The following is a 19,480-nucleotide window of genomic DNA, read 5'->3' as shown; positions in this document are numbered from 1 at the left end:
ATAAATACAGTGATAACAAGGCGTAAATTTTGACATGTAGTTGTTCTACTTGAAAAAATTATAACGCAGTTAGCGCTTTATTTAGCTCGCTAGAATGGTTAAATATTTAAGTCGATTGGTATTACACCTTGCCTACTAACAAGCTGAGTTTGTGCAGCATTTGGACCAGCTATAATAGCAAGAAATGCAAATTGCCTTATAAAGATTAACTCTGAACCAATTTATCCAATATGTAAAAGTTACTATTGATGCTCAAACTGACCGCGATATACTTCAAATACTTTTAAAACCGTATGTTGTGCTTTACTAAGGCCATCAAACCAAGCATCAAAAACATCATCATCGTCTTGATCACTTAATGCCAAATACTGTGCAAGCAATTCAACAATGTCATTATGGGTGCAGCTTAATGGGTCTATTTGTTGTGCTAGGACACTATGATCACGACTACGTAATGTCTCCATGACGCCCTGATCTATTTCCTGACTTTGTTCACTACTATGCTGTTGCTGGGCTGATCCACTCATAATAATCTGACTCCTATTCTTGATTACTTATTATTTATAACAGGCTAATTCCCAATAGCTAGTTTTTTTAAATCAACTGCTGATTTTTTAACTTGTTTGTGTGAATAAACATCAAATCAGCTACTTTACCAACAACTCAAAAATAGTATTTGCAAAGAATTCTTATTTACTATAAATTATAGTGATAATATCACATAACATTAATTTCCAATAAAAGGCTATTTATGAAACCTAATATTCACCCTGATTACCAAACGGTTGCTTTTCATGACACGGCCGCCGATAGCTACTTTATTATTGGTTCAACAATTAAAACTGATCGAACCGTTGAGTTAGATGGCAAAACATACCCTTACGTACCTATTGATGTATCAAGTGACTCACATCCATTTTATACCGGTAAGCAAAAATCTGTTGCAACAGATGGTCGAGTTGCAGCGTTTAATCGCCGCTTTAAAAACTTAGGGAGCAAATAATCATGAAAGTCTTGAGTTCATTGAAAAGTGCTAAAAACCGCCCGGGATGTCAAATTGTCAAACGCAAAGGACGCGTTTTTGTGATCTGTAAAGACAATCCACGCTTTAAAGCAGTGCAAGGTATGAAAAAGAAAGGAAGAAAATAAACAACTATCACAGACTGTACACCTTGATATAGGCGTACAGTCTTTAAGGCTAAACTTAAATACAATCTAACACTACTTACCGAACAACAACTCCCAAAACCCTGGTGGCTCATGCAGTTTATGGTATTGCTTACGTAGCCCATCAATGGCTTTTAACGGTCCTTTGGCTGCATCGAGTCCTTGCTCATTCGCTAATTTTTTTGCAAGTTCAGCTTTTGCGATCACTTTATCTAAACCTTGCAGTGACTGCTCAGCCTCTTTGTGAAAAGTGGCTGTTTTACTTCGCTTAACCAATATCATAAATTCATCGATCGCGGTATTAAACTCTTGTAGTTGTGTTGCTTCAACAGTATGCTTGAACGCAAGCCCCATATTCTTCATGTTGGCTTCAAGATCTAAATCGTCGTTAGCAAATAAACTCGGAACAAACAGCAGTGCCACAAGACACAGAAATACTTTCATAATAATCCTAACAGTTACAACTCAAAAAAGATGAAAAATCATTATACACTCCAGCAGCTATGAATATAACCTTACTCTAAGTGTGGTGAAAATTAATTTTGTGTTAGAATTCGTTTTTGTTGATGAGATGTGTTTTGGGTTTAGAACGAATGCGAAGATTAAAAAAACAATTTCTGATTTTCTTGTTGTGTTTAATAATTAGCCCTTCTAGCTTTGCCAAATTAAACATTACCTTTGTAAATCCCGGGTTTGCAGATTCATCTGATGAAATAAATACAACCGGTAACTTTTGGTTCAAAGTATCTAAGATTATGCTAAATGCGGCGGATGACTTAGATATAAACTTGCACATAAAATACGCGAATCGTAATCATATTTTGATGAAAGAGCTTATCAGGCAGGCAATTAAAGACAATCCTGACTATTTAATTGTGGTCGATGAAAAAAGCGTTGTCAGTAAATACTTAGCAAAATTAAATACTAGAAATATCCCTATTTATTTTTTATATAGCCGACCTGCTATCGGAAAATTGATATCGTTACAACGTGATGGCGTTAATATTATTGGCAGCGTCATACCGGATAATTATGCTGCAGGAAAAGTGCTTGCACAACAGTTACTTATTAAACACTCAACAACATCGACTCAACCTGCTAATATACTCGCCCTTATTGGCGATTATACAACGCCCGCATCGATAGACCGTGTAGCAGGCTTAGATGAATTTGTTGAGCAACATGAAGATATAAACTTTATAGGAAAAGAGGTTGCCAATTGGTCTGAACAGGAAAGTTACACAAAAACCTTAGCATTTATGGAGTTTGCTCCTGAGATCAATATTATATGGTGCGCCAATGATGCAATTGGGTTTGGTGCAAAAAGAGCATTACAAGCGCACAATAGTGCACATAAGGTCATTGTTGGTGGGATGAATTGGGACTCTGTACCAAAAGGTATCAAAGCGTTGGATATAACATTGGGTGGCCATGTGTTATTAGGCGCCTATGCACTCATTAATATCGCTGATCATCATAATGAAAAAACTCGAACTTCACTAAATCATTCATCGTTGGCCATCTTCAATAACCTTAAGGCTGAAACCGTATCACTTGTAAAGCACATAAATGAAACTGATTTGGCTGACATTGATTTTGCTCAATTTAGTAAAATGGCCACAGATCCGCAGCCATTTACAGTAGACAACCTAGCCAAAGCCCTTAATAAATAACACTGTAAAGGGGATTTACAGCCCTTTACAGTAACTCTGCCGTTTTCCAGTAAAATAGCTAACTATTGTCGATTCGATAGCCATAGCGGCTGATAAGGCGCAAGTTCAATACTTTGTTGCCCCTGCTCTATTGCCTGAGCAGAAATAAGTTCAAACCACTGCTCAGTATCAATTAAGTTCAGATCAGCTAATAGCAGAGTCTGAGGCTCATCGCTAATGTTATAAACACAAAAAACACTTTGCCTACGGTCTATGCTTTGACGCCAAAAACCAAATAAAGCACCGGTTAAATGTAAGGTAAATTGCGTCGCATTAGGGTGAAAAGCATCTTGCTGCTTACGAATAGCCAGTAAATTATTGATTTGAGTAAACACGTGATAATGATGACTTGATTGATCGGCAAGCTTTTCAAGTAGTGCCGACTCTTGCCAACGATGACGGTTAATACAGCGGTTATGCTGGCTATTTTCAAAGCGTTCATAATCATTGGTGGTACCAAGTAAACTATGAATATAAAGCCCAGGAATGCCTTCGAGGGCAAACATAATAGCATGAGCACAGGTAAAACGTTGTAAGCCCCACTTATCCACGCCTTTATGAGTGCCTTGTAAGGCATCAAATAACGCAATATTAAGTTCATAGGGTGAGCTGGTGCCATTATTCGCTGTGCGCATTGACACCTTTGCGCCAAAGCGACTAACCGTATTGACCATTTGCCCTAGTTCATCCTCGTCAAGCAAGCCTTCGACAGGACGTAAGCCAATTCCATCGTGAGAAGCTATAAAATTAAAGTAGGCAGTACCATTTTGCGCTGGCGGCATGCTCATCATCCAATGTTTGAGCGCTTTACTGTCACCACTGAGCAAGGTATGTAATAACAAAGGCGGCAATGAAAAGTTATAAATACAATGTGCCTCATTGGCATTACCAAAGTAAGATAAATTTTCACGATTAGGAATGTTTGTTTCAGTGATTATAACTGCACTTGGCTCCACATGCTCTATTAGCGTTCGCAGTAATCTGATCACTTCATGTGTTTGCGGTAAATTAATGCAAGAAGTATTAAGTTCTTTCCATAAAAAAGCCACAGCATCAAGGCGAAATATCTTTATACCATTATCCAAGTAATGGCGAATAATACCTACAAATTCATTAAGCACTAATGGATTAGCAAAATCTAAGTCAACTTGATCTGGGCTAAATGTGCACCAAACATGGCGCTCCCCTAGTGCCGTTTGCACTGTATTAAGTAGCGGTGATGTTCTTGGTCGCACAACGTCAGATAGATCGTCATTTAAGCTAGCTGTTTTAAAGTAGCTTAACCCCGGCTCTTTGCCCTGAATAAAGTTTTCAAACCAACGACTGCGACTGGAGCAGTGGTTGATCACTAAATCAGCCATTAGCTTTACATCTTGAGCTATTCCTTGAATATCATCCCAACTACCGAGAGATTCATTCACTTGTACATAGTTCATTACCGAAAAGCCCTCATCAGAGCTATAAGGATAAAAAGGTAATATATGCAGCGCGTTAATCGTTCCCGCACATTGGTTTTTCATAAACCGATGAAGGGTATGTAGCGGTGGTTCACTCGGTACCGCAACTGCTTGTTCGGCATCGCGATAACGCATAATTGAATCGCCATAAGCAATCAGAATTACATCTTGCTGATCCCAGCGGTTTTTATGCGGCGTAGGGTCTCGAACCGGGTCGTCTCTTAACATGGTAGTGATCAACATGCTTGCAAGCGCATCAATACTCATACATAAGTCAACACCCTCATATATACTCGTCAGGTGCTGTTCAACCCGTTGTTCAAATAACGCTTTACTCATTACCCTACCCCGTTGTTTATACTAATTTTTAATTATTTATCTGTAATTACTTCTCTGCTTAAGTATTATTATGAAAACTCTTTATTATCAAGCTCTACTGCTTCTTCTAAACGCGCAAACACATCTGGCATTGCTGAAGCAACTCGGTTCCAGCTAGGCACAAATGGCGCTTCCATTGGATACTGTAAAAAATGCTCACCTGCGTTCATAATGTTTTGCGCAAACATTTCGACTGCTTTTTCTTCTTGATGAATATCGAGTTTTAAGCCGTTCATCATGGCATCGTTATGATAAGTTTCAATAAAATCCAGTGCGATACGATAATAAGTTGCTTTAAGTGACCGGATGGTTTCCGTGGTAAATGTCACTCCTTGCGTGGCTAACTTACGAAACAGCGCTTTGGTGATATCTATCGACATTTTTGATAAGCCAGCCGCTTGATTATCCAGTGACAGCGCTTGGTGTTTATGATCATAGTTATCTGCAATATCTACTTGGCACAAGCGATTGTGTGAGTAGTTACGATACATTTCAGACAGTACGCCAATCTCTAAGCCCCAATCGCTAGGAATACGAATATCGTTGAGCACATCACGGCGAAACGAAAATTCCCCCGCCAGCGGATAACGAAATGAATCCATATATTCAAGGTAGTCAGTGCTGCCTAAAATGGTTTTAAATGAACGCAATAAAGGAGTAACGAGTAAACGCGATACACGGCCATTGATCTTGCCATCAGCAGTACGAGGGTAAAAGCCTTTACAAAATTCATAGTTAAAGCGCGGATGAGCAACTGGATAAATTAATCGCGCTAATAAACTACGGTCATAAGTTAAAATATCACAATCATGCAGCGCTATTGACTCAACTTTTGCCGTTGCCAATTTATAACCCATGCAGTACCACACATTACGGCCTTTGCCGAGTTCACGCGGCGCGACGCCTAACGCTTGCAACTCTTTATCGAGTGCTTGCAAACGTGGCCCTTCGTTCCAAAGCACGCGGTGATGTTGGTCAAGCTCTGCAAAAAATTGTAATGCATGACGATACTGACTCTCATCGGCCCTATCTAAGCCAATCGTAATTTGCGACAAATAAGGAACATGTTTCAATTCTTGCACAATATTTTGTAATGCAGGGCCCTCCAGTTCACTGTACAGGGAGGGTAAAATCAAGCCCATTGGGCGTTGTTTTGAAAAGCTAACGAGTTCAGCTTCTAGATCAGCCAGCGGACGGTCGGCAATATTATGTAATGTTGTTATGATGCCATTTTGGTAAAAATCAGCCATGTGATTGCTCCTGTTTAGACGCTAATTGCGCTTTGATAACACTTAGATCTGCTACTTCATCGAGCCAACCTTGTGGGGCTGGGTGTTCACTAACACGCCATGGTTTGTGGGATAATTTTGCCTTGGCTTTACTGGCAGGATTATTAATTAAAATCGCGATATCTGCGGCATCCAACATCGCCATATCATTTTGGCTATCACCCAGTGCAATAGTGGTGAAAGCATGACGACAATGTTTTTTAAATTGCTCTACTAACCAGTTTTGCGCTTTACCTTTATTGGTACTGCGATTTAAATGAATAAAACGCCCGCCTATTAACACTTCATAACCAAGCGGTTTTATTGCTTCTAAAAAGTCAAGTAGCTGTTGCTCTGTGCCTTGCCAAAAAAGCGGATCTGAATATTCACGAATACGGGCAAGTTCGCTTTGTGCTAGGCTCAAGTCTGTTATTTGACTGACTTCTTGCGCTGATAATTGACTGAACAAACGGTAATAAGCACTAAACTCGCTACCGTATTCAAGTAATTCACTGTACAACTGTTTATTGGTTGGCGACAGCGCATAACGCCAATGTTCATCCAGCTCTTCGCAGCCAATTGGTTTTAATGAAAAATAATTTTTTGGGATATATACAGCCCCGCCATTTTCAATAATAAACGGCTGGTTTAACCCAAGTGATTTTTGCAGTGCGATTACCTCTGCAAACGTTTTGCTGGTATTAAAAACTATAGCGATACCTGCGCGACTCAATTGGCTTAAAAACGGAGCAATCTCAGTACATTGGTAATCGTTATGATCAAGTAACGTACCGTCTAAATCAGTGAAAATAAGTGGCATTGCAACATCATCAGCGCGAAGTTTCATGGCACTAATATCACGTACTTTATCTAAGCTCAGTAATGCATCGACCTGCTCTGGTAACTGAGTTAAATTTTCTCGCGTAATACGTTCAAAATGAGAAATAAATCGCACTAATTGTTGCTCATCGAACGTTCCTTGGCCTCGTCCTTTATGCGACAGTAATTTTTGCTCTTGCTCTAATCGCCACCCATATACATCGGCAAATGACGGTGCTTTTAGCATCACGGTATAATCAATCATTGCAAAAATATCTTGGTATTCATTCGCTAAACAACTATTTACACAGCGTCGCCAAATACCTTCAGGATCCTCATATTGTTCTAATTGATTAACTGTTTGATGTAATTGATAAGGTTGTTGCGCTATGCTACCAACACACCAACCTTCAAAAAAAATGATATCAACAGGCTGTTTATTAGTAGGCCATAACGCTTGCGTAACTGGATCATCGGTTTGTTTATCAAACTGTGGCAAAGGCACCCCTACTTTACCTGCAAGTAACGCGGTAAAAGTCTGCTGCATAAGTGCTGTATCATGGGTACCTGGCACACCACGCGTTGCAAATAACGGATGTACATCTTTACTTAGTTGTTGACGATGTGCGTGGCTGTGATAAAAATCATCAATCGACATCGCAATACTATTAAATGCTGTATTACAGTTGATCCAAGTAACTAAAAAATCAGCTAATGTCGTTTTACCTGAGCCTTGGCAACCATTGATTGCCACCAGCATTGGACGATCGGTTGGTTTGCTGTGGAGAATATCTTCAGCGAGTGGGACGAAATACTGTTCACTCAAATACTGATATTTGAGTGGCAGCTGATGTTTTGCTAAAAATGGGGTGATATCCACAATGTTTGTCTCTTGCATTAAACGCTCCTGATCAGTATGGCACTGTTAATGAGGTAAATGCAGTTACTAGACCAGTTTTATAACTTTATATTTTTTAGTTAGTTAAAAAAATAGCGCATATTAAATGCGCTATTTTGGTGCAAATTATTAGCTGAATGTGCAAAATATTACGTTGGCTTATCAGCCTTTGGTAACACTAAATTAAGCACTATGCCTAAAATAGCGCATAGGCTCACGCCTTGTAAGCTAAATTCGTTGCCACCGATATGCATACCACCAATGCCACACACTAAAATGAGTGCCACAATACTGAGGTTACGTGGAGCCGTTAAGTCTTCTCCACTTTTCACTAACGAATTTAAACCCACCACAGCAATTGAGCCAAACAGCAAAATCATGATCCCCCCCATCACAGGTACTGGTATGGTTTGCAAACCAGCACCCATTTTAGCCACAAACGCTAAAATAATGGCGATAATGGCAGTCCACATCATCACTTTAGGATTAAAATTACGCGTAAGCATCACTGCACCGGTGACTTCTGAATAGGTGGTATTAGGTGGCCCGCCGAATATAGACGCTGCAGTAGTAGCTAATCCATCACCAAACAAAGTGCGATGTAAGCCCGGTTTTTTCAAATAGTCTTTATTGGTTACTTGGCTAATCGCCATCATATCGCCAATATGTTCAATAGCGGGGGCTATTGCCACCGGCACCATAAATAACACTGCTTGCCATTTAAACTCAGGCCAAGTAAAAGCTGGCATTGCAAACCACTGTGCATTAGTAACAGTATCAAATTGCACGATCCCTAAATATAGCGATAAACTGTAACCTGCGATGACTCCAGCTAAGATAGGGATCAGCTTAATTACACCTTTGCCCCATACCGCGAAAATTAGCGTCACTAGCAACGAAAATGCCGCCACCCAAATGGCTTGTTGATACGCAATCAGCTGAATTGAACCATCGCCGCTTTTACCCATTGCCATATTAACTGCAACAGGTGCCAGTGCTAAACCAATTACCATGATCACCGGACCGACCACAACTGGTGGTAATATTTTATGCAGGGTAGCTACACCTTTTAATTTCACTAATAGACTTAACAACATATAAGCCCCGCCTGCAGCCATTAAGCCCCCCATTGTGGCAGGCACACCCCATAGCTGCACGCAGGCAATAATAGGGGCAATAAACGCAAATGATGAAGCTAAAAATATCGGCACCTGACCTTTAGTTACCAAATGGAACAGCAAGGTACCAATACCAGCCGTAAAAAGTGCCACATTTGGATCAAGCCCCGTTAATAAAGGAACTAACACCAAGGCACCAAAGGCGACAAATAACATTTGCGCCCCAGTTAAAATTGTTTTGATTGAAAAGGTAGAGTTATCCACTGTTAGACAGTACCAAAAATTTTATCGCCAGCATCACCAAGACCAGGAATTATATAGCCTTTCTCATTTAAATGGCTGTCTAATGATGCGGTAAAAATCTCTACATCAGGATGAGCTGCAAGGGTTTTTTCAACCCCTTCAGGTGCGGCAACCAATACAATTACTTTAATTTCTTTACAACCCGCTTTTTTAAGCATATCGATAGTCGCAATCATCGAGCCCCCAGTTGCGAGCATTGGATCAATAACGAGGCTCAAGCGCTCATCAATTTTGCCTACTAACTTTTCAAAATAAGGAATTGGTTCTAACGTTTCTTCATTACGTTGCAGGCCCACAACACTGACTTTTGCAGCAGGCAGTAACTGCATAACACCATCCATCATGCCAAGGCCAGCACGTAAAATTGGCACAACAGTAATTTTTTTACCTTTGATGTGCTCAACATCTAATTGATTACCATCCCAACTAGTGATTGTTACTTTTTCAAGAGGCAAATTTTTAGTCGCTTCATAGGTTAGTAATGTACCCACTTCAGACGAAAGCTCACGGAAACTCTTAGTACTTATGCCATACTCTCGCATAAGGCCAAGTTTATGTTGAACAAGTGGGTGGTTAATTACATGAATAGTCATAATAGCGCCTAAAAGAAAAATAAATTGCGCTTATTTTAGCTTAAAAAATTCCATCAGACTTTAAAAAAGCATGATCTGTGCAATAAAAATAGTATTTTATGTTCCTAATTCAGTGTTTTATCTCATTTAGTTCGATAATTGTTATTTTTCAAAGCAACTACACTATAATAATGGCTATGAAAAATTTGCTCACAAAGGTTTTATGTCAAAGTTTGTTGTTGGGATGTTGATTGGTATTTTAGTAGTAATGCCTTCATTAGCGATGGCTAAAAAACCATTAAAGGTGCAAATAATGACCGACTTTGCGTCACAGATAGATGATGACCCACTAAATATAGCCACTAGATTTATGCTCGATATTGAAAAACAGCTCAATGGTGCCATCGCGTTAAACTTTATCCCAGCGAGTAGATTAAGGGAGTGGCAACAATTGCACACAATGAAAAATGTGTGTTTGTACAATAAAACCAAAACACCTGAACGCCTTGAAAATGCATTATTTAATACCTACCCAATTATGGCTTTTCCGGCCAACCGCTTAGTGGTGTATAATCATCCAGAATTACCTGAAAATATTAGTTTAAATGATGCCGTAAATAAATATGATCTCACCATCGGCATTGCTTCAGGACGTTCATATGGTCACGAAATAGATGACTATATTGCCAAGCATAACGAATCATTTATGGTTTTAGGCGGCACAACGAGCGCTTATCGCCTTAGCCAAATGTTATTTCAAAATAAGTTCGATGCCATTATTGAATATAGTGCGGTGTTTATTTCGCGTCACTCAGAAGATACCCGAATCGCCAATATACGTTATCTTAGTGTTGATAAAACCCAACAAGCTGTGTTTGGTTATATTGCATGCTCGAAATCGGAGCTAGGCAAACAAGCAATTACGCTATTTGACCAAGCATTGCAAACACAGGCAGTCCAGCAAATTATTCTTCAGAGCCACGCACAAATATTTGCACCGCCAGAGCAGGCGCTAATGCTAAGCGCATTGCAAGATGCTTTTAACGTAGCAATACCCGCACGCTGATTTAGTTGTTTAAAATTTGCTCCATCACCCAACTAGTATGTGCGGCCGAATGACCTGTTGACGGATGTGTAATATTTTCAAGTAATGACGAGGCCATATTTTGCACATGATATTGTTGAACATGAGGCGGATTTTCGATACTTAGTTGTTGCTGACCACTTTCGTTAATAACCGTAATTGCTTGCTCATCAAATACGCTAAAGCTGATCTCGCCCTTTTCACCGTATAAAGTAACAACATCAAAACGAGAAAAACCACCAAAGTTCCAACTTCCTGAGCCGGTAATACCGTTTTTATGCTGCCAACACGCTGTGATTGCATCAAAAGCGCCATATAAGTTTTGCTGGTTTGTCGCCAGTCCTTTCACTTGTTCATAATCACCAAATAAGTAACCAAATAAATCGAGACCATGGCTGGCTAAATCATCAAAATAACCTCCTGGTGCAATAGTTTTATCGGTACGCCAATTGTAAACACCTGATCTATCTTGCTCGCTGGAGGCTTTACTTAAGTGCCAATTAATATGTCGCACCTGGCCGATTTCGCCCGTGTCAATCAGGCTTTTTACTTTATTAAAGCGCGGTAAAGAACGTCGATAATACGCGACAAACAAGGGAATATTTTTACTGCTGAAAGCTTCAAGAATAACTTCACTGTGAGCCAATGTAGGCGCCAGTGGTTTTTCAATACAACATGGTTTGCCCGCAGCAGCAACTTTTAGCGCCAGCTCCATATGGCTATCTGGAGGCGTTGCGATATACACGGCATCAATATCAGAACTTACGATCAATTCATCGGCCGTTTTAAATACCATAGGCACGTTATGGCGTTTTGCGTAATCTTCAGCGAGTGCGGTATCTCGTCGAGTAACGCCTTGCAACACAAAACCTTTCGTATTTTTATACGCAGGGCCACTTTTCACCTCGGTTACAGCGCCACAGCCAATCATTCCCCAACGGATCTGTTTCGTCATTCTACGTTACCCCAAAATTTGTTTTTGTAATTTGATATTGCATATAAGCATTAATTTTTACGTGTTCTGGACTCCAGCCCATTAAAAATCGGTAAAAGTCAGCCCATACAACTGGCCATAAGGTTTTCCATTCGTTAATAGCAGCATGGCTATATGCGCTTTTATCAAATATGTGCATGGCGTTGGCAAAATATTTAAAGTAGTCGGCTAAGTAATCATCAGCTCTTTGTTGTAATTGCTGTTCATTTAAACAACTACCCAAAAAGTACATAACGTCAATAACACCTACTCCAGCGCCAACATATTGAAAGTCATATCCGACAACATTTAGTGTCGCGTTATTAATAGCAAAATTCGCTATTTTTGCATCACCATGAATAAGCGTTTGATACGGACATGCCCTAATAGTTTGATCGATGCTGTGTGCTTGTTGCTTGATAGCACAATCTGCCATTTTTTCATACTCGTCTGGTCGAGTGGCTAAATGCCAATAACCCCCCTGCGACCATAAGCCATCAGCTTTGACTTGAAAATGAAAAGCATGAAAATTCGCCAACCACTTAATAATGGCTGTAACATGTGTATGGATTGGTTTTGCGTTTACAAAGCCACACTCTGTAAAATCAGCAAACACTAAGACTTTGTGCTGCTCATGTTCTATGGCATTAAAACACCTTAAAGCACCTGCTCTAGATGGTAATCGCGACGCATAATACTGATACCAATAAAATTCGACTTCATAAGAGTGACGCTTTCGGTTAATTGCAAACTCAGTTTGCGAAATTCGCGGATGATTTATGTGATCGGGCACACTAATCGCTTTAATGACGCAGACTTTACCGTCTAAACGACAACGCACTATTTCACCACAGCCACTCCATAAAGCAGTGATTGTTTCAGTGATTTTAATATTTTTATAATGAAGACCAATTAATGGCAGATAAAAAGACATACGCACCAATATCCATAAAGCCAGCGCCTAGGGTCTGTTGACCTTTGCGGATTAATATTTGTTCAAACTAGGGGCAATTTAATCGCGGCGCGAGGTTTGTAACCTAGTGGGCTAAGTAAAAACCGAGCAACAAAGAGTTAATTACCCCTAGGAAGAACCCTTCGGGCAGCTCCTGTTTGGCATTGATGCTGCGTTATCGCCTATTTATGGGGAATGACCACACCACATAGGCTCTGCCTTGCCTAAATACCAAACAGACTGCTGCAAATTTAACCTTGAAAGGTCAACAGACCCTAGTATGACATAAACATTTTAAGATTAAAGCGCTTATAGACAACACAGCTCACTACTTAACTACATGTTAGCAATCATTATCTTTTGCCAGCTTACTATTTCAACATAATGTAAACCAATACATTAATTGAAACGTATCAATCTGCACCAGTTACTATACGAGTAATATATGTTTTCATTCTTTAAGAAAGACCCAACTAAAAAGTTACATAAGCAGCTTTCTATAAAACTAGAACAAGCAATGCATGCCCAACGTAACGGCGATATACGCAAATACTCAGAACTCTCCTTTGAAGCCGATCAAATAGACAAACAAATAATAGAGATAGAAAAACGAGCGAAACAAGATGGTTAATTTAAATTCTTAGGCATTAAATTAAGAACAAGTAGCGAATTACGTAAAAAGCCCATACAAAACTGTATGGGCTTTAAATATAAAAGCGCCCGAACTTCTGGGCGCTTACATTGTTGAATTAAAAAATATTACTGATTAACAACACTTTTCAGTGGGTTTATCGGTTTTGCATTTTCGTCTAATAAGTTCATATCAAAATCAAACTCATCAACACGAATTGCGCGTTCACGTTTTTTGTTGTAATCAATCAGTTTAGCGTATTCTTCTTCAGTGATTACATTTGCTACAAGTGCATTATCAAGAGTAAGTGCAAAACGAATACCTGGTTTGATTGTTTTAGCACGCAAGGCTTTTTTCACTTTTGCGAGTAAATCTAAACAGCCCATTTTCGCTTTATACGCTTGCTCGTTAATGTAATGTCCATCACCATCAATAGGTTTAACTAAGTGTGTGATTTGCTTTTTAAATGCCGTGTCAAGTTGCGCCTGTGTAGCTAATTCGCGAATTAAGTCATCGCTAATTTTTGGCATTTTAGTCGAATAGTTCATGGTAATAAAACGCATAAACTTACGTGTGCCACTTGCAGGGAAGTTGTCTAAAAACTTATGCAATGCTTGTTCGGCGCTTTGTAATGCAAAACGTGTTGCGTAGTGGAAATATGGCGCTGCTTGCTCGCGTTCACTGCTTGCCACTTTTTGCTCATAATATTTAATTGATGCCATTGCCGCATATAAGAAGCTCATTACATCGCCTAAACGGGCTGATAGCATTTCCGCTTGTTTAAGTTTTCCGCCGAGTACCAGTAACGAAAAATCTGCATATACTGCTAATTTAGCTGATAATTTATGAGCTGCTTTTTCATATTCACGTACTTCTGGAAGTGGTGAATTAGCACCTGCTGTAAATGGTAATACGCCTAAACGAAATGCACGTAAACTGTTTGCTACGCTATAACCCACTGTTTTACGCAGAATGCGGTTAAATTCTTTATCTGCATTTTTATCTTCGCTGTGGATTGATTCAACCATCGATTGTAAATATGGGTGACAACGCATTACACCTTGACCAAAGATCATCAAGTTACGTGTAAGAATGTTGGCGCCTTCAACCGTGATGGCAATTGGCTGTGCAACATAGCCGCTTGCTAACGTATTTTGCGGGCCGTTCTGAATTGCTTTACCAGCTTGAATATCCATTGCTGAGTCAAGCACGTCGCGACCAATTTCAGTCATGTGATATTTTGCAATTGCAGTCACAACCGATGGCTTTAAGCCCATGCCTAAACCTTCGGTTGTAAGTACACGCATTGCTTCTTGTAGGTATGTTTTACCAGCAATATCAGCGAGTTTTTCTTGAATACCTTCAAATTGACCGATTGCTAAGCCAAATTGCTCACGTACCGCAGCATATTCAGACGCACCTTTAAATGCTACCTGAGATGAACTAACACCTAATGCAGGTAATGAAATACCACGGCCAGCGCCTAAACAGCTAACCAACATTTGCCAGCCACGGCCGATGTTCTTTTGCCCACCAATAATGAAGTCCATTGGTACAAATACTTTGTTGCCACGCGTAGTACCGTTGTAAAAACGAATCCCCATTGGATCATGGCGATTACCAAGTTCAACACCTGGGTGCTCTTTTGGAATAAGTGCACACGTAATACCGAGGTTTTCCTTACCACCTAGCAAGCCATTTGGATCAACCACTTTAAATGCTAAACCAAGTACGGTGGCAATTGGCGCAAGGGTGATATAACGCTTGTCCCAAGTGATCTCAAGACCAAGTACTTCTTCGCCGTTGTACATGCCTTTAGTCACAGTACCTAAATCTGGAATGCCACCGGCATCAGAACCAGCCTCTGGGCTTGTGAGTGCAAAACATGGAATGTCACGGCCATTGGCTAGGCGTGGTAAATAATGTGCTTGCTGCTCTTTAGTACCAAAGTGCAGTAGTAACTCACCAGGGCCTAACGAGTTAGGAACCATAACGGTTACTGCAACAGCAGAACTTTTAGTGGCGATTGTGCCAACGATAGTTGAGTTTGCGTAAGGGCTAAACTCTAAACCACCAAATGATTTAGGAATTATCAGTGAAAAGAAACGTTCCTTTTTCAGAAAATCTAAAATGTATTCAGGTAAATGAATGCCATTTTGAATTTCTGTATCGTCGATCATACCCAATAGCTCTTGTAATGGGCCGTCGATAAATGCTTGTTCATCTGCGCTCAATACAGCAGCAGGGACTGCGCGAAGTGCGTTGAAGTCAGGCTTACCTTGGTAAATAGAGCCTTCTAACCACACATCACCCGCATCAAGGGCTTCTTGTTCAGTGATAGAAATACTTGGTAATACTTTTTTTAATTTTGTACGTAAACTCATAATCAACTCATCCGACCAGACAATAATACCTACATTACGTCATAAAAAATGGTTTAGATCAATTACTCTAAGCAATTTTTTAACAGTTTTTTCAATTTATTTATTTTTAGGCTATCTAAGCCATTGAATAAAAAGAGCTAACACTTGTACGCTGAAAAGTATTTAGTTGATTTTTTTTTTACTAAAAAACGCTAAAATAATTAAACCTCAGCAACAATAGAAACAAAATGAGGGAAAATAAAGATATGTTAAAGTTTGTGCAAGGTAAGTAGTGTAAGCTTATCGACTGTTAACTAACACTGTTAATCACCACTAAAAGTCGGCTAATTTGCCATTACATAGTTTTATTAATGTATTGGGATCAAGTGCAATTTCAAGGCCGCGTTTACCAGCGCTTACATAAATAATATCAAACTGCTTTGCGCTACTATGGAGGTAAGTTGCTAAGCGTTTTTTTTGCCCTAATGGACTTACGCCACCAAGAATATATCCGGTGCTATTTTCTACCTTTTGTGCAGCGGCCATATGTACTTTTTTAACACCACATGCTTTTGCTAAGAGCTTTAAGTTAACTTGTTGACTCACAGGCGTAATTGCCACTACTAACTGCAATTCATTGGTTTCAAATACCAAGGTTTTGAAAACCTGCTCAGCGGCTAGATTTAACTTTTCAACAGCTTCTAAACCAAAGCTATGTGTACTTGAGTTATGCTCATAACTGAGCAGCTCAAAAGTGGCCTTGTGTTTTTTTAATAATTGTGTGGCTGGCGTCATGACTAACTCCATTGAATTGTTAACTGCTTTAAAATTAACAAAAAAAAGAGTACCAAGGTACTCTTTTTTAAACTATATTCACTCGCTAAATTATATTAACAACAGGGATTAAACGACTCTTTGCAGCCATTTTATTACCATAAATCCGCATAGAGCTTATTGCCAATGCAATAACGACAGCGCACCCGAGTAACCAAAATGCCGAAAACATCGGAGATTGCTTAAAGTTACCCACTTGATACACCACAGAGGCTGTGATGTAAGCAAGCCCTGTTGACCAAGTTGCAACAAATAGCATCCATTTCATTCCAGCTTCTCGGTACATAGCGCCCATCACCGCCACACAAGGTGTATAAAGCAATACAAAAACTAAATAACTGAATGCAGCAAGTTGACTGCTAAATAGGTTTTCCATGGTTGCGAAGGTCGATACATTCACTTCTTGATCAATGGCCGCACTACTTTGATCGCTCACATTAGTGACATTTAAACCCAGTGGATCGAGTAAATTACCGAATACGTCTATTAGGTTTGCAGGAATACTCGCGAACGCCTCAGCCAATTTATCGATGACATTAACTGGCTCTTCATTCACAGCCGCTGCGCCATCTAAATTTGAATATAAACTATCTAAAGTACCAACTACTGCCTCTTTAGCAAATACGCCAGTAAAAATACCGACAGTGGCAGGCCAGTTATCTTGCTCTACCCCGATAGGAGCAAACACCGGTGTTGCAATTTTTGAAATTTCACTGAGCATCGATTTATCTGTGTTGTCATTGCCAAAGGTAAAATCAGTACCTATGGAGCTTAATATTTTTAAAATAACAAACACCACAATTATAGTTTTACCGGCGCGCATACAAAAGCTTTTTAAGCGCTCCCATGCTTTGTAAAGTACGCCTTTTGCCGTTGGCATATGATACGCAGGTAATTCGAGAATAAACGGGGTAAGCGTTGGACTAAACAAGGTATTTTTAAGTACCAAACCGGTTAATACCGCCATAACAATACCTAAAATATACAGTGCAAATACTAAGTTTTGGCCATTAGTGGTAAAAAAGGCAGCGACAAACAAGGCATACACACTTAAGCGCGCGCCACATGACATAAATGGTGACATGGCAATAGTCAGTAAGCGATCTTTATGGGTTTCTAAAGTACGAGTTGCCATTACTGATGGCACGTTACAGCCAAAGCCAACAATTAAAGGCACAAACGCTTTACCCGGTAAACCAATGGCGCGCATTAATCTATCCATGATAAAAGCAGCACGCGCCATATAACCTGAATCTTCAATAAAGGCTAAACAAAAGTATAAAAAGCCAATCACCGGGATAAAGGTGGCAACAAGCTGAATACCACCACCTATACCGTCCGCAAGCAATGCGCGTAGCCAATCAGGTGCGCCTAATGAAGTTAATATTTCACCAAAGCCATCGACTAAAATCGCGCCTACAGCAATATCGAAAAAGTCTATAAATGCGCCGCCAACATTTACCGCAACAGTAAACATTAAATACATGATCCCTAAAAATATTGGGATCCCTAAAAAACGATTGATCACTACCGCATCTATTTTATCGCTAATGGTTTCAGAGGCGATGCCTTTAGTATTTTGAGCAAGTTCAGCCAGTTGATGGGCAAACTCATAACGACCATTGGCAAAAAGCACATCAAGTTCATGGTGATCGGCAAACTGTTCAAATGCAGCTTTTGCCACTGCCAGTGTTTGTTTATCAGCATAGCCAAAACAGCTTTCATCTTGCTCTAATAACCGCAATGACAACCAATCAGTGTCGATGTTTTCTATCGGTTTATTATTGGCAGTAAAACTGGCTGCAATGTTGTTGGCCGCTTGCGTTATTTTTTGCTCATAACTAGGGGTATGCATTGATACTTTTTTAAGTTTAAGCCCTTGTGCAATAAACTCTTTTAAACCTGTAATGTCTGTTTTATTATTTGCACTTAAGGCAATCACAGGGCATCCAAGTTGCTTTTCTAGCGCCTTTGGATCCGTTACTAAACCATTTCGTTTTGCCACATCGACCATATTTAGCACGACAAGTAAAGGTACTTTCATCTCAAGCAGCTGAGCGGTGAGGTATAAATTGCGTTCAAGATTTGATGCATCAAGAATATTGATGATCAGTTGTGATTCACCACTGAGGGCATAGTCACGCGCAATTTTTTCATCTAAAGGGGTTTGTGCATTTACATCTAAAGAATAAGTGCCAGGCAAATCAACTAATTCGACAGTCTGATCAGCCACTTTAAATTGACCAATTTTCTTATCGATGGTCACCCCTGACCAGTTACCTACTTTCTGTTTGCTACCGGTTAACGCGTTGAATAGTGTAGTTTTACCACAGTTTGGGTTACCTATTACGGCAATGTTTGGATTCATACTGCGAGTTCCAAATTAATTGATTGTGCCTCGGATTTACGAAGACTAAGCACGGTACCGCGAACTTTAACAATCATCGGATCGCCAAATGGAGAAAAGCGCAATACGTGGACAGGAGCGCCTGGCGTTAAACCCATTGCAAGTAATTTCTGGCGCAACAAACTCGCATTAGGATCGATGCTTACAACAGAGCCATGTTGGCCAATTACTAATTTGTCTAACGTTAACATGCCATCTCATTTCATTTAATACATCAATGGCGCTGATTTTACGCCGATTATTCAATCATGCAAGTGAGACTAATTATCATATCGATAAGTAATGCAAAATAAAGCAGCAATGGCAGAATTATACCTATATTGGATCCTAAATCTCATTTGATAAAATAAAAATAGCCGTTTAGTGACAAGTGCTTAAGAAGCCTAATCGCTCTGTAAAGGTAGCATTATGAATATGTATTATACCAATCGTGTTAAGTTACTGACCATTTATAGCGACAGATAAATACAGTGATAACAAGGCGTAAATTTTGACATGTAGTTGTTCTACTTGAAAAAATTATAACGCAGTTAGCGCTTTATTT

The 19,480-nt window shown here is 39.7% G+C and carries 18 protein-coding genes; 5 read left to right on the top strand and 13 right to left on the bottom strand.

The window, feature by feature from the left end:
* Positions 1–242 precede the first annotated feature (242 nt).
* A complete protein-coding gene (locus tag H5180_RS22525; RefSeq protein ID WP_182731577.1) occupies positions 243–527 on the bottom strand; it encodes a hypothetical protein in 285 nt (94 codons plus the stop codon).
* Between the two features lie 224 nt (positions 528–751).
* Here H5180_RS22525 and H5180_RS22520 point away from each other — a divergent pair, with 224 nt between their 5' ends.
* Both H5180_RS22520 and ykgO read left to right on the top strand, forming a co-directional pair.
* Positions 752–1,003, top strand: a complete 252-nt coding sequence (locus H5180_RS22520) for a type B 50S ribosomal protein L31 (protein ID WP_145236032.1) — start codon at positions 752–754, stop codon at positions 1,001–1,003.
* A gap of 2 nt (positions 1,004–1,005) precedes the next feature.
* On the top strand, positions 1,006–1,149 hold the full coding sequence (gene ykgO / locus H5180_RS22515; protein WP_149980141.1) for a type B 50S ribosomal protein L36: 144 nt from the start codon (positions 1,006–1,008) through the stop codon (positions 1,147–1,149).
* Between the two features lie 72 nt (positions 1,150–1,221).
* Here the strand turns inward: ykgO and H5180_RS22510 are convergent, their stop codons facing one another.
* Entirely contained in the window at positions 1,222–1,611 is a 390-nt protein-coding gene (locus tag H5180_RS22510; protein ID WP_145236040.1) for a cytochrome b562, read from the bottom strand.
* Between the two features lie 149 nt (positions 1,612–1,760).
* Between H5180_RS22510 and H5180_RS22505 the strand changes: the two genes are divergently transcribed.
* Positions 1,761–2,840, top strand: coding sequence for an ABC transporter substrate-binding protein (locus H5180_RS22505; protein WP_182759171.1), 1,080 nt, complete (start codon positions 1,761–1,763; stop codon positions 2,838–2,840).
* Positions 2,841–2,902: 62 nt separating this feature from the next.
* Here H5180_RS22505 and H5180_RS22500 read toward each other — a convergent pair whose 3' ends face one another.
* The 5 genes from H5180_RS22500 to upp all read right to left on the bottom strand — a co-directional run bounded on the left by H5180_RS22500 (position 2,903) and on the right by upp (position 9,713).
* The gene (locus H5180_RS22500; protein WP_145236046.1) at positions 2,903–4,675 is read right to left on the bottom strand and encodes a sugar phosphorylase; all 1,773 of its coding nucleotides are present in this window, start codon (positions 4,673–4,675) and stop codon (positions 2,903–2,905) included.
* Between the two features lie 68 nt (positions 4,676–4,743).
* The gene (locus H5180_RS22495) at positions 4,744–5,964 is read right to left on the bottom strand and encodes a glycosyl transferase (protein ID WP_145236048.1); all 1,221 of its coding nucleotides are present in this window, start codon (positions 5,962–5,964) and stop codon (positions 4,744–4,746) included.
* On the bottom strand, positions 5,957–7,699 hold the full coding sequence (locus H5180_RS22490; protein WP_182759170.1) for an HAD-IIB family hydrolase: 1,743 nt from the start codon (positions 7,697–7,699) through the stop codon (positions 5,957–5,959). The genes H5180_RS22495 and H5180_RS22490 overlap by 8 nt, the downstream gene beginning before the upstream one ends.
* A 149-nt stretch (positions 7,700–7,848) precedes the next feature.
* The gene (locus H5180_RS22485) at positions 7,849–9,081 is read right to left on the bottom strand and encodes a uracil-xanthine permease family protein (RefSeq protein ID WP_182759169.1); all 1,233 of its coding nucleotides are present in this window, start codon (positions 9,079–9,081) and stop codon (positions 7,849–7,851) included.
* Between the two features lie 2 nt (positions 9,082–9,083).
* The gene (gene upp, locus H5180_RS22480) at positions 9,084–9,713 is read right to left on the bottom strand and encodes a uracil phosphoribosyltransferase (RefSeq protein ID WP_145236059.1); all 630 of its coding nucleotides are present in this window, start codon (positions 9,711–9,713) and stop codon (positions 9,084–9,086) included.
* A gap of 202 nt (positions 9,714–9,915) precedes the next feature.
* Between upp and H5180_RS22475 the strand changes: the two genes are divergently transcribed.
* Positions 9,916–10,758 carry an ABC transporter substrate-binding protein gene (locus H5180_RS22475; protein WP_182759168.1) on the top strand — a complete coding sequence of 281 codons (843 nt, stop codon included), beginning with the start codon at positions 9,916–9,918 and terminating at the stop codon, positions 10,756–10,758.
* Between the two features lies 1 nt (position 10,759).
* Here the strand turns inward: H5180_RS22475 and H5180_RS22470 are convergent, their stop codons facing one another.
* Together H5180_RS22470 and H5180_RS22465 are read right to left on the bottom strand one after the other, a co-directional pair.
* On the bottom strand, positions 10,760–11,731 hold the full coding sequence (locus tag H5180_RS22470; protein ID WP_182759167.1) for a Gfo/Idh/MocA family protein: 972 nt from the start codon (positions 11,729–11,731) through the stop codon (positions 10,760–10,762).
* Position 11,732: 1 nt separating this feature from the next.
* Positions 11,733–12,683 carry an oxidoreductase family protein gene (locus H5180_RS22465; protein ID WP_145236070.1) on the bottom strand — a complete coding sequence of 317 codons (951 nt, stop codon included), beginning with the start codon at positions 12,681–12,683 and terminating at the stop codon, positions 11,733–11,735.
* Positions 12,684–13,146: 463 nt separating this feature from the next.
* On the opposite strand from H5180_RS22465, the gene H5180_RS22460 reads away from it, so the two are divergent.
* Positions 13,147–13,332, top strand: coding sequence for a DUF6435 family protein (locus tag H5180_RS22460; protein ID WP_182759166.1), 186 nt, complete (start codon positions 13,147–13,149; stop codon positions 13,330–13,332).
* Between the two features lie 128 nt (positions 13,333–13,460).
* Here the strand turns inward: H5180_RS22460 and H5180_RS22455 are convergent, their stop codons facing one another.
* The 4 genes from H5180_RS22455 to H5180_RS22440 form a co-directional block, all read right to left on the bottom strand.
* Entirely contained in the window at positions 13,461–15,716 is a 2,256-nt protein-coding gene (locus H5180_RS22455; protein ID WP_182759165.1) for an acyl-CoA dehydrogenase, read from the bottom strand.
* A 312-nt stretch (positions 15,717–16,028) separates the two neighbouring features.
* Entirely contained in the window at positions 16,029–16,490 is a 462-nt protein-coding gene (gene ybaK, locus H5180_RS22450) for a Cys-tRNA(Pro) deacylase (RefSeq protein WP_145236081.1), read from the bottom strand.
* An 85-nt stretch (positions 16,491–16,575) separates the two neighbouring features.
* Complete coding sequence (gene feoB, locus H5180_RS22445; protein WP_182759164.1) at positions 16,576–18,897, bottom strand: Fe(2+) transporter permease subunit FeoB; 2,322 nt, start codon at positions 18,895–18,897, stop codon at positions 16,576–16,578.
* Complete coding sequence (locus H5180_RS22440; protein WP_145236087.1) at positions 18,894–19,127, bottom strand: FeoA family protein; 234 nt, start codon at positions 19,125–19,127, stop codon at positions 18,894–18,896. Before H5180_RS22440 ends, feoB begins: the two co-directional genes overlap by 4 nt.
* Between the last annotated feature and the right edge of the window lie 353 nt (positions 19,128–19,480).

Source organism: Pseudoalteromonas sp. SR41-4, from assembly GCF_014163985.1.
GTDB lineage: Bacteria > Pseudomonadota > Gammaproteobacteria > Enterobacterales > Alteromonadaceae > Pseudoalteromonas > Pseudoalteromonas rhizosphaerae.
The sequence above is the reverse complement of the archived record's forward strand: the minus strand, read 5'-3'. Positions and strand labels throughout refer to the sequence as shown.

What these genes read in the sequence shown, in the direction of transcription:
- H5180_RS22525 (WP_182731577.1), bottom strand. Translation starts at nt 527, where the DNA reads ATGAGTGGATCAGCCCAGCAACAGCATAGTAGTGAACAAAGTCAGGAA.
- H5180_RS22520 (WP_145236032.1), top strand. Translation starts at nt 752, where the DNA reads ATGAAACCTAATATTCACCCTGATTACCAAACGGTTGCTTTTCATGAC.
- ykgO (WP_149980141.1), top strand. Translation starts at nt 1,006, where the DNA reads ATGAAAGTCTTGAGTTCATTGAAAAGTGCTAAAAACCGCCCGGGATGT.
- H5180_RS22510 (WP_145236040.1), bottom strand. Translation starts at nt 1,611, where the DNA reads ATGAAAGTATTTCTGTGTCTTGTGGCACTGCTGTTTGTTCCGAGTTTA.
- H5180_RS22505 (WP_182759171.1), top strand. Translation starts at nt 1,761, where the DNA reads ATGCGAAGATTAAAAAAACAATTTCTGATTTTCTTGTTGTGTTTAATA.
- H5180_RS22500 (WP_145236046.1), bottom strand. Translation starts at nt 4,675, where the DNA reads ATGAGTAAAGCGTTATTTGAACAACGGGTTGAACAGCACCTGACGAGT.
- H5180_RS22495 (WP_145236048.1), bottom strand. Translation starts at nt 5,964, where the DNA reads ATGGCTGATTTTTACCAAAATGGCATCATAACAACATTACATAATATT.
- H5180_RS22490 (WP_182759170.1), bottom strand. Translation starts at nt 7,699, where the DNA reads ATGCAAGAGACAAACATTGTGGATATCACCCCATTTTTAGCAAAACAT.
- upp (WP_145236059.1), bottom strand. Translation starts at nt 9,713, where the DNA reads ATGACTATTCATGTAATTAACCACCCACTTGTTCAACATAAACTTGGC.
- H5180_RS22475 (WP_182759168.1), top strand. Translation starts at nt 9,916, where the DNA reads ATGTCAAAGTTTGTTGTTGGGATGTTGATTGGTATTTTAGTAGTAATG.
- H5180_RS22470 (WP_182759167.1), bottom strand. Translation starts at nt 11,731, where the DNA reads ATGACGAAACAGATCCGTTGGGGAATGATTGGCTGTGGCGCTGTAACC.
- H5180_RS22465 (WP_145236070.1), bottom strand. Translation starts at nt 12,683, where the DNA reads ATGTCTTTTTATCTGCCATTAATTGGTCTTCATTATAAAAATATTAAA.
- H5180_RS22460 (WP_182759166.1), top strand. Translation starts at nt 13,147, where the DNA reads ATGTTTTCATTCTTTAAGAAAGACCCAACTAAAAAGTTACATAAGCAG.
- H5180_RS22455 (WP_182759165.1), bottom strand. Translation starts at nt 15,716, where the DNA reads ATGAGTTTACGTACAAAATTAAAAAAAGTATTACCAAGTATTTCTATC.
- ybaK (WP_145236081.1), bottom strand. Translation starts at nt 16,490, where the DNA reads ATGACGCCAGCCACACAATTATTAAAAAAACACAAGGCCACTTTTGAG.
- feoB (WP_182759164.1), bottom strand. Translation starts at nt 18,897, where the DNA reads ATGAATCCAAACATTGCCGTAATAGGTAACCCAAACTGTGGTAAAACT.
- H5180_RS22440 (WP_145236087.1), bottom strand. Translation starts at nt 19,127, where the DNA reads ATGTTAACGTTAGACAAATTAGTAATTGGCCAACATGGCTCTGTTGTA.